The organism is Tychonema sp. LEGE 07196 (assembly GCF_963890365.1).
Classification (GTDB): domain Bacteria; phylum Cyanobacteriota; class Cyanobacteriia; order Cyanobacteriales; family Microcoleaceae; genus Microcoleus.
Genome location: NZ_CAWPRX010000070.1, coordinates 1 through 14,512, shown reverse-complemented (window position 1 = coordinate 14,512; position 14,512 = coordinate 1). Strand labels below are relative to the sequence as shown.

11 protein-coding genes and 4 pseudogenes are annotated in these 14,512 nt (G+C 45.2%); 10 read left to right on the top strand and 5 right to left on the bottom strand.

Going from position 1 to position 14,512, the window contains the following annotated elements; genetic code table 11:
* Window positions 1–44 precede the first annotated feature (44 nt).
* The gene (locus AACV78_RS08840; protein WP_194010847.1) at window positions 45–929 is read left to right on the top strand and encodes a ChaN family lipoprotein; all 885 of its coding nucleotides are present in this window, start codon (window positions 45–47) and stop codon (window positions 927–929) included.
* A gap of 37 nt (window positions 930–966) precedes the next feature.
* Window positions 967–1,548, top strand: coding sequence for an NADPH-dependent FMN reductase (locus AACV78_RS08835; RefSeq protein ID WP_194010848.1), 582 nt, complete (start codon window positions 967–969; stop codon window positions 1,546–1,548).
* Window positions 1,549–2,204: 656 nt separating this feature from the next.
* On the opposite strand, the gene AACV78_RS08830 is transcribed toward AACV78_RS08835, so the two are convergent.
* A complete protein-coding gene (locus AACV78_RS08830) occupies window positions 2,205–3,038 on the bottom strand; it encodes an inositol monophosphatase family protein (protein WP_194010849.1) in 834 nt (277 codons plus the stop codon).
* 72 nt (window positions 3,039–3,110) lie between these two features.
* Window positions 3,111–4,544, bottom strand: coding sequence for a BCD family MFS transporter (locus tag AACV78_RS08825; RefSeq protein WP_194010854.1), 1,434 nt, complete (start codon window positions 4,542–4,544; stop codon window positions 3,111–3,113).
* Window positions 4,545–4,688: 144 nt separating this feature from the next.
* On the opposite strand from AACV78_RS08825, the gene AACV78_RS08820 reads away from it, so the two are divergent.
* From AACV78_RS08820 to AACV78_RS08800, 5 genes are all read left to right on the top strand, one after another.
* A complete protein-coding gene (locus tag AACV78_RS08820) occupies window positions 4,689–5,633 on the top strand; it encodes an aldo/keto reductase (RefSeq protein WP_194010855.1) in 945 nt (314 codons plus the stop codon).
* Window positions 5,634–6,066: 433 nt separating this feature from the next.
* Window positions 6,067–6,582, top strand: coding sequence for a methyltransferase family protein (locus tag AACV78_RS08815; protein ID WP_194010850.1), 516 nt, complete (start codon window positions 6,067–6,069; stop codon window positions 6,580–6,582).
* 61 nt (window positions 6,583–6,643) lie between these two features.
* Complete coding sequence (locus tag AACV78_RS08810) at window positions 6,644–8,089, top strand: hypothetical protein (protein WP_228042132.1); 1,446 nt, start codon at window positions 6,644–6,646, stop codon at window positions 8,087–8,089.
* Between the two features lie 159 nt (window positions 8,090–8,248).
* Window positions 8,249–8,374 carry a hypothetical protein gene (locus AACV78_RS08805; RefSeq protein WP_255512977.1) on the top strand — a complete coding sequence of 42 codons (126 nt, stop codon included), beginning with the start codon at window positions 8,249–8,251 and terminating at the stop codon, window positions 8,372–8,374.
* Window positions 8,375–8,479: 105 nt separating this feature from the next.
* Complete coding sequence (locus AACV78_RS08800; RefSeq protein WP_194010851.1) at window positions 8,480–10,063, top strand: chloride channel protein; 1,584 nt, start codon at window positions 8,480–8,482, stop codon at window positions 10,061–10,063.
* 202 nt (window positions 10,064–10,265) lie between these two features.
* On the opposite strand, the pseudogene AACV78_RS08795 reads toward AACV78_RS08800, so the two are convergent.
* Window positions 10,266–10,806, bottom strand: a pseudogene (locus tag AACV78_RS08795) (transposase); the annotation flags it as partial.
* Between the two features lie 143 nt (window positions 10,807–10,949).
* Between AACV78_RS08795 and AACV78_RS08790 the strand changes: the two are divergent.
* The 3 pseudogenes from AACV78_RS08790 to AACV78_RS08780 form a co-directional block, all read left to right on the top strand.
* Window positions 10,950–12,549, top strand: a pseudogene (locus AACV78_RS08790) (transposase).
* 47 nt (window positions 12,550–12,596) lie between these two features.
* Window positions 12,597–12,719: pseudogene (locus AACV78_RS08785) on the top strand (IS1 family transposase); the annotation flags it as partial.
* 1 nt (window position 12,720) lies between these two features.
* Window positions 12,721–13,053: pseudogene (locus tag AACV78_RS08780) on the top strand (transposase); the annotation flags it as partial.
* A gap of 91 nt (window positions 13,054–13,144) precedes the next feature.
* Here the strand turns inward: AACV78_RS08780 and AACV78_RS08775 are convergent.
* Together AACV78_RS08775 and AACV78_RS08770 are read right to left on the bottom strand one after the other, a co-directional pair.
* Window positions 13,145–13,438: an HNH endonuclease gene (locus AACV78_RS08775; RefSeq protein WP_194010852.1), complete on the bottom strand. Its 294-nt coding sequence runs from the start codon at window positions 13,436–13,438 to the stop codon at window positions 13,145–13,147.
* 199 nt (window positions 13,439–13,637) lie between these two features.
* Window positions 13,638–14,210, bottom strand: coding sequence for an ISAs1 family transposase (locus tag AACV78_RS08770; protein WP_339383543.1), 573 nt, complete (start codon window positions 14,208–14,210; stop codon window positions 13,638–13,640).
* Window positions 14,211–14,512: the final 302 nt, after the last annotated feature.

Below are 14,512 nucleotides of genomic sequence, written 5' to 3'. Positions count from 1 at the left end.
GTTCGGCTGTGGTTGCTGCTGCGAGAAACAGGCATAATATTTCTATGAAAACAACCAAACTCATCAAACTGTGCGCCTTATCGCTGAGCATTTTCCTGCTGTGCAGCAATGTGATAGCGACAGCAGAACCGACTGTGAAGCCTCAACCTCCGCAAACTTACACTAACCAAGAGATTCTGCAACAGTTGGTGAAGGCGAAAATTGTGTATCTGGGAGAAACCCACGATAGCGAGGCAGACCACCAAGCTCAACTGAAAATTATTCGAGAAATGCAGCGGCAAAATCGGAAAATTGCCATAGCCCTTGAAATGTTTCAGCGTCCGTTCCAAAGTGCGATCGACAACTACTTAGCTGGTAAAATCACAGAAGAGCAATTAGTCGAGCAAACAGAGTACGATCGCAGGTGGCGTTTTCCCTGGGAATATTACGCCCCAATTTTACGGTTTGCCAAAGAAAATCAACTACCTGTGCTCGCCTTAAATACACCCTCGGAAGTCACGAGAAAAGTTGCCAGTCAAGGTTTAGAAAGCCTCACAGCAGAAGACAAAAAATACATTCCGCCAACATCCGAAATTCGCACCGACAACGCCGAATACCGGCAAATGCTGCTAGAAGTTTTCCAACAGCATCAAAAAGCTGGAAAGGGAAATAGTACGGCTTTTGAAAGATTTTTGCAAGCCCAAGTTTTGTGGGATGAAACTATGGCCGAAAGTATAGCTAACTTTGTCAAAGCTAACCCCGACTATCAAGTTGTAGTGTTGGCGGGGAAAGGGCATATTATTTACGGTTACGGCATTCCCAGCCGTGTCGAGAGGCGTTTGGGAGTCGGGAAGGTAAAAACGCGATCCGTTGTATTCAATTCCAGTGAAAATCCTACTTTGTCGGCAGAAAAATCCATTGCTGACTTTGTTTGGCAGCACCAAGAGTAGTAAAATTTGACTCGGAAGCAATTATCCCTAAAAATCAATGACAAACAGACCAAAAATACTGGCATTTGCCGGAAGTACCCGCGAAGCATCCTACAACAAACTGCTGGTAAAAGTTGCTGCGGCTGGGGCTAGGGCGGCGGGTGCAGAAGTTACTTATGTAGATTTGCGCGATTTGCCGATGCCGATATTTGATGAAGATTTGGAAGCAAAAGAGGGAATGCCAGAAAATGCCCTGAAGTTGAAGGAATTGATGATAGCACATCACGGGTTTTTGATAGCTTCCCCTGAGTATAACAGTTCGGTTACGCCTGTGTTGAAAAATGCGATCGACTGGGTGTCGCGCCCAGCAACGGGCGAACCGGGATTGGTGGCATTTACTGACAAAGTAGCGGTGATTATGAGTGCTTCTACTGGCGGATTGGGCGGTTTGCGGGGATTGGTTCATTTGCGCTCTATCCTGGGGAATATTGGCGTGTTTGTCCTCCCGGATCAGAAAGCAATTCCCAAAGCTTTTGAAGCGTTTAATGATGACGGTACGATGAAAGATGCCCAACAGCAGGAATCTGTGGAAAATCTCGGTGCTAAATTGTCGAATATCCTGTCTAAATTAATCGCATAAGGCGATAAATTGATTTGGCGGTAGGGACATAACAATGTTGTGTCCCAATCCTAATCTTTGTTATTTTACTTGCTGTATAAAGTACGTGCATCTGGGCTATCCCGATCGCGAATCGCGTCCTAAAAATTGCTACAATTATATAGCGGTTATCAAAAAAGTGAGGAGAGCCTCATGCCCTATTCCCTATGCCCTATCGTATCCCGGATAGTACCTCATCTTTCGCTTGAAAGGCTATAGTTGATTGCTGGTGATTATCACCCCAAAATTAACATGACATTCACCGGAAATCCAAACTCAGCACCTGTATTACTGACAATTGAATAAGCAGCGCTAGCAAAAACCAGCAGCCGCGCTTTAGCATCGCACTTAGAAAATCATCCGTCTGACGAATCCCTGAACTCGCAGAAAGATTACCACAAATTTTACCACTACCGCATCACCCGATCGACCTAAAGAAAACCACCCGATCGCACATTGGCAGAAATGCACAAAAGCAAGCATAATTTAACCATCGGTCATCGGTCGGTTATACTTGTTACAAACCGCACGGCAGGCGTGGGAGACTCCTCCGTCACACCTGCCATGCAGTTTTATTTAAAATTGTCCGATTGGGCATCCCTACACTAGGATAAAACAGGTTCGAGGCTACATTAATATCAGCCCATTTTCTTTTTCTTCCAAGCTTCCACAAACGGCAAAAATACCGACACTAACTCCTGCCGGTTCATTACCAAAGTCGGATAAGAAACCCTCCCGTAATTCTTCCCCACTTCCAACGGAAAAATCGCCTGGGACTCCAGCGGCAACCAAACCGCACCCGCAGCCTTCACAATTACCCAACTCCCGGCAATATCCCAAATTTTCGGAGTCGCTTCTACGCCTCCCATAGCCACACCCGAAGCCACCATCAAAAAATTGTAACTAGCCATCCCCAACATCCGAATTTTACTCGGAAGATGAGGCCCAATTCCCACACTGCGAGAACACAAATTAAAAATATGATTTCCGCTCATTTTATCAGGACTAGGGTGAATTGGGCGATCGTTTAAAAACGCACCTTGAGGCATATTTGTCAATATATCATTGCCCGCCAAATCCTCTGCATAAAAACCGTGAAAAGTTTGATTCAGCGGCGGCAAATGCACGCAGCCAAAAACCGGAGTTCCGCGATACAATAAACCTAAAGAAATCCCCCAAATTGGAATTCCGCGAGCAAAATTAGTCGTAGCATCCAAAGGATCGACAACCCAACACCATTCAGTATCGGGGAAAACGTGTTCCCCTTCCTCGCTCAAAATCCCGTGGCTGGGAAACGCAATTGCGATCGCCCTTCTAATTTCCGCATCCGCCCAATTGTCAGATTGCGTAACCAAAGTGCCATCATCTTTCTCATCCGCTTGTGCATAGCCGAAATCTTTCAAAAACTGCTGTCCGATTGTCCTGACAGTAGTTTGAGAAAAAGTTAAAATAGAGTTCCAAAAATCATTCATTAGTTATTGGTTATTGGTTATTGGTTATTGGTTATTTCAACTAACAACGGGCAACTGCCAACTGACAAAATATCAGTCTAATTCATTTTCAAGAATAGTGGCGATCGCACTTTTAGCATTATCCTGAAACTCCCGCACATCCACCCTACCCAACAGCCAAACAGCCAGAATCATACCCACCGCCGGCACAGCAAACACTAACCCGTAAGCCAACATCGGCACCCCAAACAAACTCCTGCCAAAATCCAAAATAGCACCGCCGCTAACAGTCGCCACACCCCGCGCCATCGCCTGCGACAAACCCCAAGCGCCAATAAAAGTCCCCGCCGTTTCTGCAGCAGTCAAATCCAACATCAAACTTAGCGCACCAGTCGTCGTAACTCCCGAAGCTAAACCGAAGCACATCAAAGCCGACTTAAACACAATTGGATTACCAGTAAATCCCGATAAAATAATCAAGCAAAAACAAGCAGCCACCGACAAACAACCCAACCTAATCGTATTTTGCTTGCCGATGCGCGGCACAATTAAAAAACCAGTAGCACTCAAACCAAAAAGCACACCAGTACCATAAATAGCATTCAACCGCGTAGTTTCCGAAATCGGCATCTTAAAAATTTCCCCGCCGTAAGGTTCCAAAACCGCATCCTGCATAAACAAGCAAATTGTCATAATCAGCAGGAAAGTAAAAAACAAACCGGTTTGACGGCTAGCAGTCAAAATCCGCAGCGCACTTCCCAGAGTAATTTTATCTTCTCGATTCACTGCGCTCGATCGCACCCCGTACCGCGAATACTTTTTCTCAACCCCAAAAGTTGCAACCGCCACCAACAGCAAAACAACTGCCGGCACTTTCACAAACAAACCGTTAATCGAAGCCTGCAACACTTCCCGCGGCACATCCCCATCAATTTGCTTCAGCAAACCGCTGCTGACAATCGCCCCGATAATGATACCAACCATCAGCATCGACCATACAACACCAATCAACTTCGATCGGTCTTCCTCATCGGAAACATCCACCAACAAAGCAGCAAAAGGAGTCGAACTCGAACAAATCGCGATACCGTAAACTGCAAAAACCAAACCCAACAAACCCACCCAACCGTAAGTCGGAGTCGTCCATCCCACAGCCTCCAAACTGTCGCCCAAGCACCACATCACCTGCACCGCCAAAAAAGCCGAAATTACAAACAACAGCCCTCCCAGCCACACGTAACCCGTGCGGTGATGCCCGAACAAAGGCTTAGCATCAGACATTTGCCCGAACCACACCCTAGCCGGAGCGACAAACTGGTGCATCGCCAGAGTACCCGCCACCACAGTAGCCGGAATCGCCAACTCCTTAATCATCACGCGATTGAGCACCCCCAGCGTCAAAATCGACATCATGCCCAGCCCCATCTGAAACAAACCCAGCCGGAACATAGTCAGCAAATTAACCCGCTTTGGGGTAACAGTCGCGGAATCTGTTAATCTAGAATCTGGCAAACGGTCGATCGACATAACTATTAAAATAAATACAGCATGACTCATTTATAGTAACTGAGATACAGCCGCCTTTCCTCCCAAAGCCCGAAGCTCAAATGCGATTATTCGTATAAATTCATATAAAAATAAAGAGAATCAATAACTGTGGATTTACCAACCGTGACAACCATTACCCTAGGACAAAACGGCCCAGCCGTCATTCCCCTGTGCGTCGGAACTTGGGCTTGGGGCGACAAACTATTTTGGAACTACGGTAGCAACTACGGCGCCACCGAAGTAGAAGCAGCATTCAAAACAGCCCTAGACGCAGGAGTCAACTTTTTCGACACAGCCGAAGTCTACGGTAACGGCTTGTCAGAAGAATTGCTGGGGCAGTTTATCAAAAAAACCAGCCAACCCGTCCAAATAGCCACCAAATTCGGCCCCGTACCTTGGCGGATTACCGGAAAATCCGTTTCCGACGCTTTGAGTGCCAGCTTAAAACGCTTGCAAGTAGAACAAATAACCCTCTACCAAGTCCACTGGCCCTTCACTTTTTTACTCAGTCAAGAAAGCCTAATGAACGCCTTAGCAGACGAAGTAAAAAAAGGCAGAATTCAAGCAGTAGGAGTCAGCAACTATTCAGCAGAACAAATGCGAGAAGCCCACAAAATACTCGCAGCAAGAGGCGTACCCCTAGCAACAAATCAAGTCCGTTATTCATTGCTGTCGCGGCAAGTAGAAAAACAAAAAATTGTCAGTACCGCCTCGGAATTGGGAGTAACAATTTTAGCCTACAGCCCCTTAGCCCAAGGATTGCTCACCGGCAAATACACCGCCGAAGAACAACCGGCAGGAGCCCGCAAACTGGATTCCCGCTTCAGCAAAACAGGCATCGAAAAAATCGAATTAGTCATGTCCACCCTGCGGAAAATGGGCAAAAAGCGCTCTCGAACCCCCGCCCAAGTAGCCCTAAACTGGTTGATATGCCAAAACGGAGTCATCCCCATTCCCGGCGCTAAAACCGCAAAACAAGCCGAAGAAAACGCAGGCGCATTAGGTTGGACTTTAAGCCAAGATGAAGTCAACCAACTAGAGCTAATGACACGTCCTTGGCTAGAATAAATTTGTTAATTGTTGACTGTTAATTGTTAATTGTTAATTGTTGACTGTTGACTGTTAATTGTTAATTGTTGACTGTTGACTGTTGACTGTTGACTTTTCGCCGTAGGTTGGGTTTTAAGCTGTAGCGCATTTTGATTGCATATTCAGGGCGGGCTCTCGTGCCCAACCCCTACTCCCCACGCATTGTGAAGATTGTTTTTTGACATACAGTTTAAATGCCGCAACAGCTTACTTCCCTCGGACTTCTTCCTTCTTCCTGATGACGTTGTCAGTTGTCAGTTGTCAGTTGTTACCAATAACCAATAACAAACAACAAATAACCAACAACCAACAACCAACAACCAATAACTGATGACTGATGACTAATGACTAATGACTAATGACTAATGACTAATGACTAATGACTAATGACTAATGACTAAGGACTTCAACTATGAAAATTTTAACTGACTGGGGTTTCACCCGCGAAAGCTTGCGTCACAACAGCCGCGGCGAATATTTAGTATTACTGCAAGGAGCATTACTAGCAGGATTTGCCATTTTACCAGTTTATCAACTGCCGGGATTCAAAATTGCATCAACTCAATTACTTTATTTTACCTGGATTCTAGCAAGTATTCTAGGTTTAGGTGCATTAATTTTAATCGTCAAAGGATTGATAGACTTGGGAAAAAACCTCACACCTTTACCCTATCCCAGAGAAGATGGAGAATTAGTCCAAACAGGAATTTACGGAATTGTGCGGCATCCGTTATACAGCGGTTTAATTTTAGCAGCTTTCGGCTGGACAATCTTTCAAATCAGCTTATCTCATTTAATAGCCACCGCAATTTTCCTCATATTTTTTGATATCAAAGCCAACCGCGAAGAAACTTGGTTGAGTGAAAAATATCCCGACTATTCAGAATACCGCCAGCGAGTCAAAAAACTAATTCCGGGCATTTATTAACAGAACCCATCGACCTCTGCGTCGATCCGCTTCAATCTGCTTCAATCTGCGGTAAAAAAACATGAAAAATCGCAAAAAGTTACACATTAAAATGCTAGCATTAATCCTATTTATATGCTCGTTTTTAACAACAATTAATGGATGTAGCTTTTTTAGTGCAACAAAATCCTTTAAACTTCCCGACTCAGCCAAACAAGAACCCTGGCCAGTCCAAACAGGCCTCCGAGTCAACATCCTCCGCGAAAACATCCCAACAGTTAATCGCATAGTTTTAGTACCAGACGAAGCCACATTCTTAGCAGCAATCCAAAAGTGGAATCTCAAAGGAAACTGGCCCATTCTCATCGAAGACAAAAAATACGCGCCGATGTTTGTACAGCGCTTCCAACCCGAAGAAATCATCCGTTTGCCGAGCATCAAACAGCAACTCCCAAAAAATCAAAAACTCCAACAATTAATGCTCAACAGCGCAGCAGCAGCCTGGAATGCCACGGATACTCAAACCTTAAAAGCAAAATGGACTGAGCTGGGCTGGGAACCTCCAGGAGTAGTAATCACATCAGAAAACGACCCCGCACGTACAGCAGCAGTTGCCTTAGCAGCAGCCCGCGGCGAACCTTTAGTATTTCTCGAAGGTAACTTCGGAAAACCCAACGATAACCTCAATGATACACAGTGGAAAAATCTGCAAGCAGCGGTTACAAAAGCCGTCGAATCCACTGGATATTTTTACTCTCAACTCGGAGATCCGATCGACACAATTACCATTGTACGCCAACTAGCAGTAAAATATCAATCCCCCAAAAACAAAGACGAACAATGGGCTGTTACCGACGGTTTAGGAAGGCATCCCAACGGCGAACGGTGGGCCGCTGCAGGCTGGATTTACGGCTCCGAAGTACGATCGATCTATCAAGCCATGTGTGCCATATTTCTTGATAGTCAAACAGCTATGCTTTATAATAGCTACCCCACAGAAGGAAACTGGGGAAAATATGGAATGGAAGAAGCATCTAACAAACTAAACAGCATAGGCATTAACGTAGAATTAGTGCAACAACCAGAAGCGAGCTTGGAAAAGTGGCGGAGTTTAGCAGCAATACCGTGGGCCTTTGACTTAATATTGATGAATTCCAAAGGCTATCCAAAATCATTTCAAGTCGGTAACGGCGACGCGGCAGTTGACGACATACCAAAGCTGCAATTTCCCGCAGCAATCCACATGATTCACAGTTGGTCAGCATCAGCTCCAGATGATGTAAATACCGTTGCTGGTAGGTGGTTGCAAAATGGCGCTTACGCCTATATTGGTAGCGTCAACGAACCTTTTTTGGCTGCATTTCTTCCACCTAAAATAATGGTCGATCGCCTAACACGAGGTGCACCCTTTTTAATGGCAGCCCGCCAGCTAGAATCCCCTCCCTGGAAAGTCGCCACCATTGGCGATCCGTTAATGTCGATCGCCAAAGCTAGACCAAGAATTCCGCCGGATAAACAACAGATATGATGTGGCGCGCGATCGATTTGAGCTTTGAGATTTATGGTTTTAAGGTAGAATCTCGCACCGCCAATTCTTCAATCGGAATGTTGTATTTCACTGAATTATACGATTTTACAAGTTCATGGATGCGATCGCCCGATCGCGCCAACACTGTAAATATAGTTAATGAGCATTATTATCGCCAGAATCTATCTAAGTTTTAATGTAACTGAGAATTCGATCGCGCCCAATTTGCTGACTCTCAGAATCGGTCGTTCCACCCCAGCCACTGGCCGCCAAAATCTACCGTAAAATACGCCTTAATTAAGTTGTCAATTCCCCTAAAATCACTCAAAATGAAAATAAGAAATAAAATGTAATATTTATCTAACTTCTCACAGAAGAATTAACCGTTCAATGACAGCCACCCCCCCTGTGGATCTGCCGCCACCTGAGCCAACCGCAGAAACTCCCGAAGCCTCCCGCCTCAGCCCGTTGTTCACCCGCCTGCACCCCAGCCCCGAAACCCTCCTGCTGATCCTCTCCCTAGTCATCGGAGGAGTTACGGGCGCGGGCGTTGTCACCTTTCACTATCTCATCCACTTCATCCACAGCGTGATGCTGGAAGACTTCATGGGGGCGATCGCCTCGAAAGGCCCTTGGACGCTAGCCTGCATTCCCACCCTAGGCGGAGTCGTCATCGGGCTGATGCGCTGGCGGTTTCGGGATTTTGGCCCGAATATGTCATCGTTAATTGCAGCCACCCGCGGGCTGCAAGAACTCTCCCCCCTCAAACCCATCACCAAAATGGTGGCCGCCTCAGTATCCCTCGGCACCGGCGCATCCCTCGGCCCGGAAGCCCCCAGCGTCGAAATCGGCGCCAACTTCGGAATGCTGCTAGCTCAAGCCTTGCAGCTATCCCCAGAACGGCAGCGCTTGCTCCTCGGCGCGGGAGCAGCAGCAGGTTTATCCGCCGGGTTTAACTCTCCCATCGCCGGAGTCTTTTTTGCCCTAGAAGTCGTGCTCGGCAGTACCTTCGCAACTTCGTCAGTCAGCGTTGTCTTGCTCTCCGCCGTTGTTTCGGCGCTGATCGCTCAAATTTGTTTGGGAGCTCAGCCGGCCTTTGCTTTGCCTGTCTACGATGTCCGCAGCCCCCTAGAACTGCCGCTATACATGGGATTGGGGCTTTTGGCGAGCTGTGTGTCCCTAGCTTATACAGAAGCAATTCAATTGACCGATCGCTGTTTTCAAGGAAAAATCCGAGGATTTGGTTGGCTCGGACGACTGCCCCGCCCGTTTCATCCGATCCTCGGCGGTGCGATTGTTGGTTTAGTCGCCCTGCAATTTCCTCAAGTTTTGGGCGTAGGCTACGAAACAGTTGAAGCCATGCTGCAAGATGTGAAATTTTCCTTACCTTTGTTGTTGTTGCTGCTATTCGTCAAACTGGGGGTGACAGCAATCAGCCTCGGCAGCGGTTTGGTAGGGGGGATATTCGCTCCGGCGATGTTTTTGGGAGCTTGTCTGGGTTCGGCTTACGGCATCTTTTTGGAAATGATCCCGGCCTTGAGCGATCGAGTTGCAGGCCCTGCTGCCTATGCAATGGTGGGCATGGCCGCGATCCTTGCCGGCAGCGCCAAAGCACCTCTGACAGCCATTTTGTTGATGTTTGAATTAACCCGCGATTACCGCATTGTCTTGCCTTTGATGGCTGCAGTCGGGTTGAGCGTTTGGTTGGTGGAGTTTGTCAACCGCCGATCGACCACTCACAGCCTTAACCTGCACCAAATGGGCGTAGATGTTGCTGTCAATTCCCCGATCGCAGCCAGAGAGCAGTTGCAGGATTGGGAAGATGCTCTGGGCGATCGGATTGTCACAGAACTAATTTCTTGCCAGCTTCCCATTGACGGCGAACAAAGGGACGATGAGTCTGTGCTGGCGATCGCTAATGCACATTTACCCGAAGATGTCAAGTCTTTGCCTGAAACAAAATCAGCAGCTTGACTGCTCTCAAATCCCCTACTCCGTCACAAAACTAATAACCAAAAACCTAAATATTAAAGCCATGATATGTAGGTCTTGCTGAAAAACTCAGAAAACAGCCTTTAGAAAGATGACTGAATTCCTGAGCGCCTTAACTTAATAGATTGTATTTAATTATTTTGAATATTGTAGAGTTTTATTTTATATTCAAAGGCAGAAAATATTACAAAAGGTTTTTGTTGTGAAATAGACATAAAAATAGCCACAAAGCCTGCCTTCTTCAGGGCAGAAAGATTCATCACCATAAAAGTTATAGCGATGCTTGTTTCAGAAGTATTAGAAAGTTTAGCCCTGACTCTACCGAGGCTAAATCTTTTTTTCGCTTCTCCAAATTTTCTGAGAAATTGAGTTACGAATTCTCTCCTCTTCTAAAGCTTGTTTTTTCTTTGACTTGCTAAAATTTTGTGGGTAGTCCTAGAGAAACCCCACTCATTCTAATCCCTTTTTCTTGGCATCAAGCTCGATTTGACTGCTTTCGATATATCCGATATACATGAATTGATTCGGGATAGCATCCCGTGAACCGTTTAAACTCTTCTAAAGAGTGTTTTTAAGTCTCCAGATTCGTTAAGATTATCCCAACTAATCCGGTCTAAAAATACGTAGCCGTTACGACAACTAGCTGACAGTTTTGCCCCAAATTCAACGGATTTCCCGGCTTTGCCTCTGACGATGGGGCGGATGTGTGGTTGTGTTAAACTTACCCAAGCTGTCCTGAATACTCTGTTCTGGCGTTGCTGAACTAGGGCATCGGTACAGTATTAGACATTGACAAAACCGGGCCGATATGATATGTCAATTGAGGAGCCTGTTAAATTCTCACCATCAGGAAGAAAGAAAAAAACCTATGCGTCCTCCCTTATGGCATCCTCCAATTGAACTATCAGACCATGAAGCGTTGATTATCAAACGCATTAAACGAGCCAAGCTATTCACCTTTCTGCGACTTAACCGTTTATTCATCTTTAATGATGAGTTCCAAGAAGAACTCGCTACCATCTTTAAAGACAGCACCGTGGGTAATAGCCCAGTTCCTCCGGCACAAATTGACGCGAGCAATTATTCTGCAAGCCTATCTAGGGATTTCTGATGATGAAGTGATTGAAGAAATGCTGATGGATCAACGTTGGCAGTTAGTTCTCGATTGCCTTAATTGTGAAACTCCCCCTTTCAGCAAACCGACTTTAATTAGATTCAGAAATGGCTTAATTAAAAAAGAATTAGACCAACGTTTAATTGACCGCACCGTAGAAATTGCCAACCAAAAAGGTGGGTTTGGCTCATCTCAACTCAAAGCGGCCGATAATTCTTCCCCGTTATGGGGAGCTGGTAAAGTCGAAGATACATATAATCTATTGGGTCATGATGAGCGTAAAGCAGTGAGTGTGATAGCTGCTGGACAGGGGCGGGAGCCAGCAGAAATTGCCGAGTTAGCTGGTGCGACAATTCTCAATAGTTCCAGCTTAAAAACAGCCTTAGACTTAAACTGGGATGACCCAGGAGAGCGTAAAAACGCACTACTAATCATTCTAAACAGCTTATGTTCTGTAGAGGAATGGATGCAAAACCAGCCTGGTTGTGATGAGTTTGAAGTCGCTAAAGAGACTATGGATGTTGCCCGATTGATTGAATCTCAAAATGTAACTTTCGACTCTCAAGGCGTTCCGAGTTTAAGTAAAGGAGTGGCCGCATATCGTCGCATTTCTATTGAAGACCCAGATCTGCGACATGGACCCAAAAGCAAGTCTAAGAAAATAGATGGCTATAAACGCCACGTCCTCAAAGATTTAGAGAGTGGTGTGGTTCGTGCTGTGGCATTGACTCGTGCCAATACCCCCGAGTCTGTCGCGCGACGCTTGACCTCGAACGGGACTTAAAATTTCAAAATATTTATTTAGCTGAGTTACATATTGATCGGGCTTATTTATCCAGTCATTGGGTGACACAACGGTATGATAAATTACAGATATTTTGCAAGGCGTGGCCGGTCAGAAATTCTGGACGGTTTGATAAAAATTCTTTTTTCCTTGACTGGGATACGCACTTAATTAGCTGTCCCAATCAGGTAAGTATCCCATTTGAACCGGGGAAAACTGTTCATTTTCCTCAGAATGAATGTGCAATTTGTCCTCTGAGAGCTGGTTGCACAAATAGTAAAAGAGGACGGACTGTATCAATTCATCCTGATGAAGCCTTAATGCAAGAGTTGCGAGCGCGTCAATCTACTGCCTCTGGTCGTCTCGACTTGAGAAGGCGTACTACTGTTGAACATTCGTTAGCGCATATTGGTCATTGGCAGGGTGATCGTCCTCGGTATCTTGGACAACGGAAAAATCTCTTCGATCTCACAGAGAGTCGCTGTTGTCCATAACCTTCACGTCATTGCTCGAATCTCTAAGGTGGCGTCAATTCAACCTGGCATAGAGTCGAACTCATTGATCGGGTAACTGCATACCTCTCTTTTTTTGTCAACTCCTAATACTGAACCGACGCCCTAGGACATTCAATTAAATTACTAATTCATTATCTGAAATTTGGAGATGTGCCAATTCCCCATCAAAATCCAAGAAATCATTTTCGGCTCCAATCTCGCATTTTTTCTCGTCTCATACCCTGATTCAGCAACGCCAAAGAAGCAAGCCGCTTATGATGAAAGAATTAGAAATGCGAGCGAGGGAAAGTTCGGACTTGCGGAAACGAAGATTCGGTCTGAACCCTTGTGATGGCAAAACTTGATAATACATCTGGTACAGTTATTGCAATTACTTTTAGGTAATGAACCGATGCTTCCTGGTGGAACCGGGTTATTTGTGTGTTTTTATGTCTATTTGGAAAAAGAGGCAACGCCTGTTTTTGGGTCGAAGATAATCTACCATTATACTTGGGGGTATAAATACAGAAATAACTTATATTTAACTCTGCTTGAATATATCGATCGCTCCTGTTCTTAGTTTGCGATCGATTATTCAGCAAGCCCCATTTAGTCCTTCATCAAGGACTCACATTCCGAACGATCGAACCTTGGGACTAGATATCTGAGTGCTAGTTTTGCAGTCGCGCTTTTTTGCCATGTACTTGAATGCGTTTGTCGGTTTTTTGCTTCTTCACCCAAGAGAGAAATTTCTGGAATTGGGGGTCATTTTTGAGCTTTTCTAGGGTGTTGAGCTCTTGGGCGAGATGTTTGTTGTCGAAGAGAGTGTGAATCTGGCGGTGACAAGCGGAGCAAATGTCGATCGTCGGGCTGGGATCTTCGTTTTTCCGCTTGGTGTTTTGTTTGGGGATGAGGTGGTGGGCGGTTAATGCTGCCATTTGTCGATCGCACAATTCGCACTGCATAATTTTCTCAATGCTGTTTGATAGGCAATTGCTTCTTTTAATTTAGCGTAGTTTAGGGCGATCGGCTTTCAGAAAGTGAGCAATACCATTTTTCTAAAATCGTGCAACACTCTTCGACCCCCCTAGCCCCCCCTTGTAAAGCAGGGTGGATTAATTGTCGAGAGGCCTTCATCAAGGCTATGAAGGCTATTGACCAACTTTATGCGAGGCATTTAACAGGTTTATCTTGACCAGATAAATCAAAAAGCAACTCACTCAAATCTTCTATTTGATTAGCCATTAATCTTAAAGCTTCAGGAAAAGTATGAGTACCTTTCATTCGAGCCAATGACACTAAAAATTGCCTGACCATTGCCCAATTAGCAGGTGCATTGCCACCACGACGAATATCGTTATCCTCGTTTAACGTCACATCTTTAACCCAATGCAACCTATTTTCAATCAACCAGTGACCACGAATAGCCTCGGCAAATTGACTGGCTGACCAATCCATACTACTTAAATAATAGTGTACTTCATCGAAATTAACGAGATGACGACGACTTTTTTTTCCCTCCCATCGAGTTCCATATCTCCTGACCACAATTATATGTTTTGCACCCGCCCAAAGGGGCAAGAATTCAGGTGGAATTGGATCAATTTTGGTGTGGCGAGTTATGGTTCGTCCATGTACCGATTCAGAAACTTCATTTTCGTCAGATGCCATAGTAGAACTGACTAATTTATTGGCTGCTTTAAACAGATTTAATTGATTCTTTTTGAGCGTAACTATATAGTCATTACCACTCTTAATAATTAAGGCTAGCGTTTTTTTTGACAGTGTAGTGCATCGAGGGTAATTACTACTTTTTTACCGGAGAGTTCTTGAACTAGCTCTTGGACGACTTCGACTTCACTTTTGAGTTTGTTTTCCATGACTTGATGTCTCACTACCCATCCATGATGATGGGGAGCATCCCACTTTGGCAATCAGTATAAATACTCAGACAATTGTCTGGCTAAGTTGATGGCATAATAGAAAGCAAATAAATTACCATAATCCAAGGAAAGCATGACCCCAGAAGAACAGCAGAA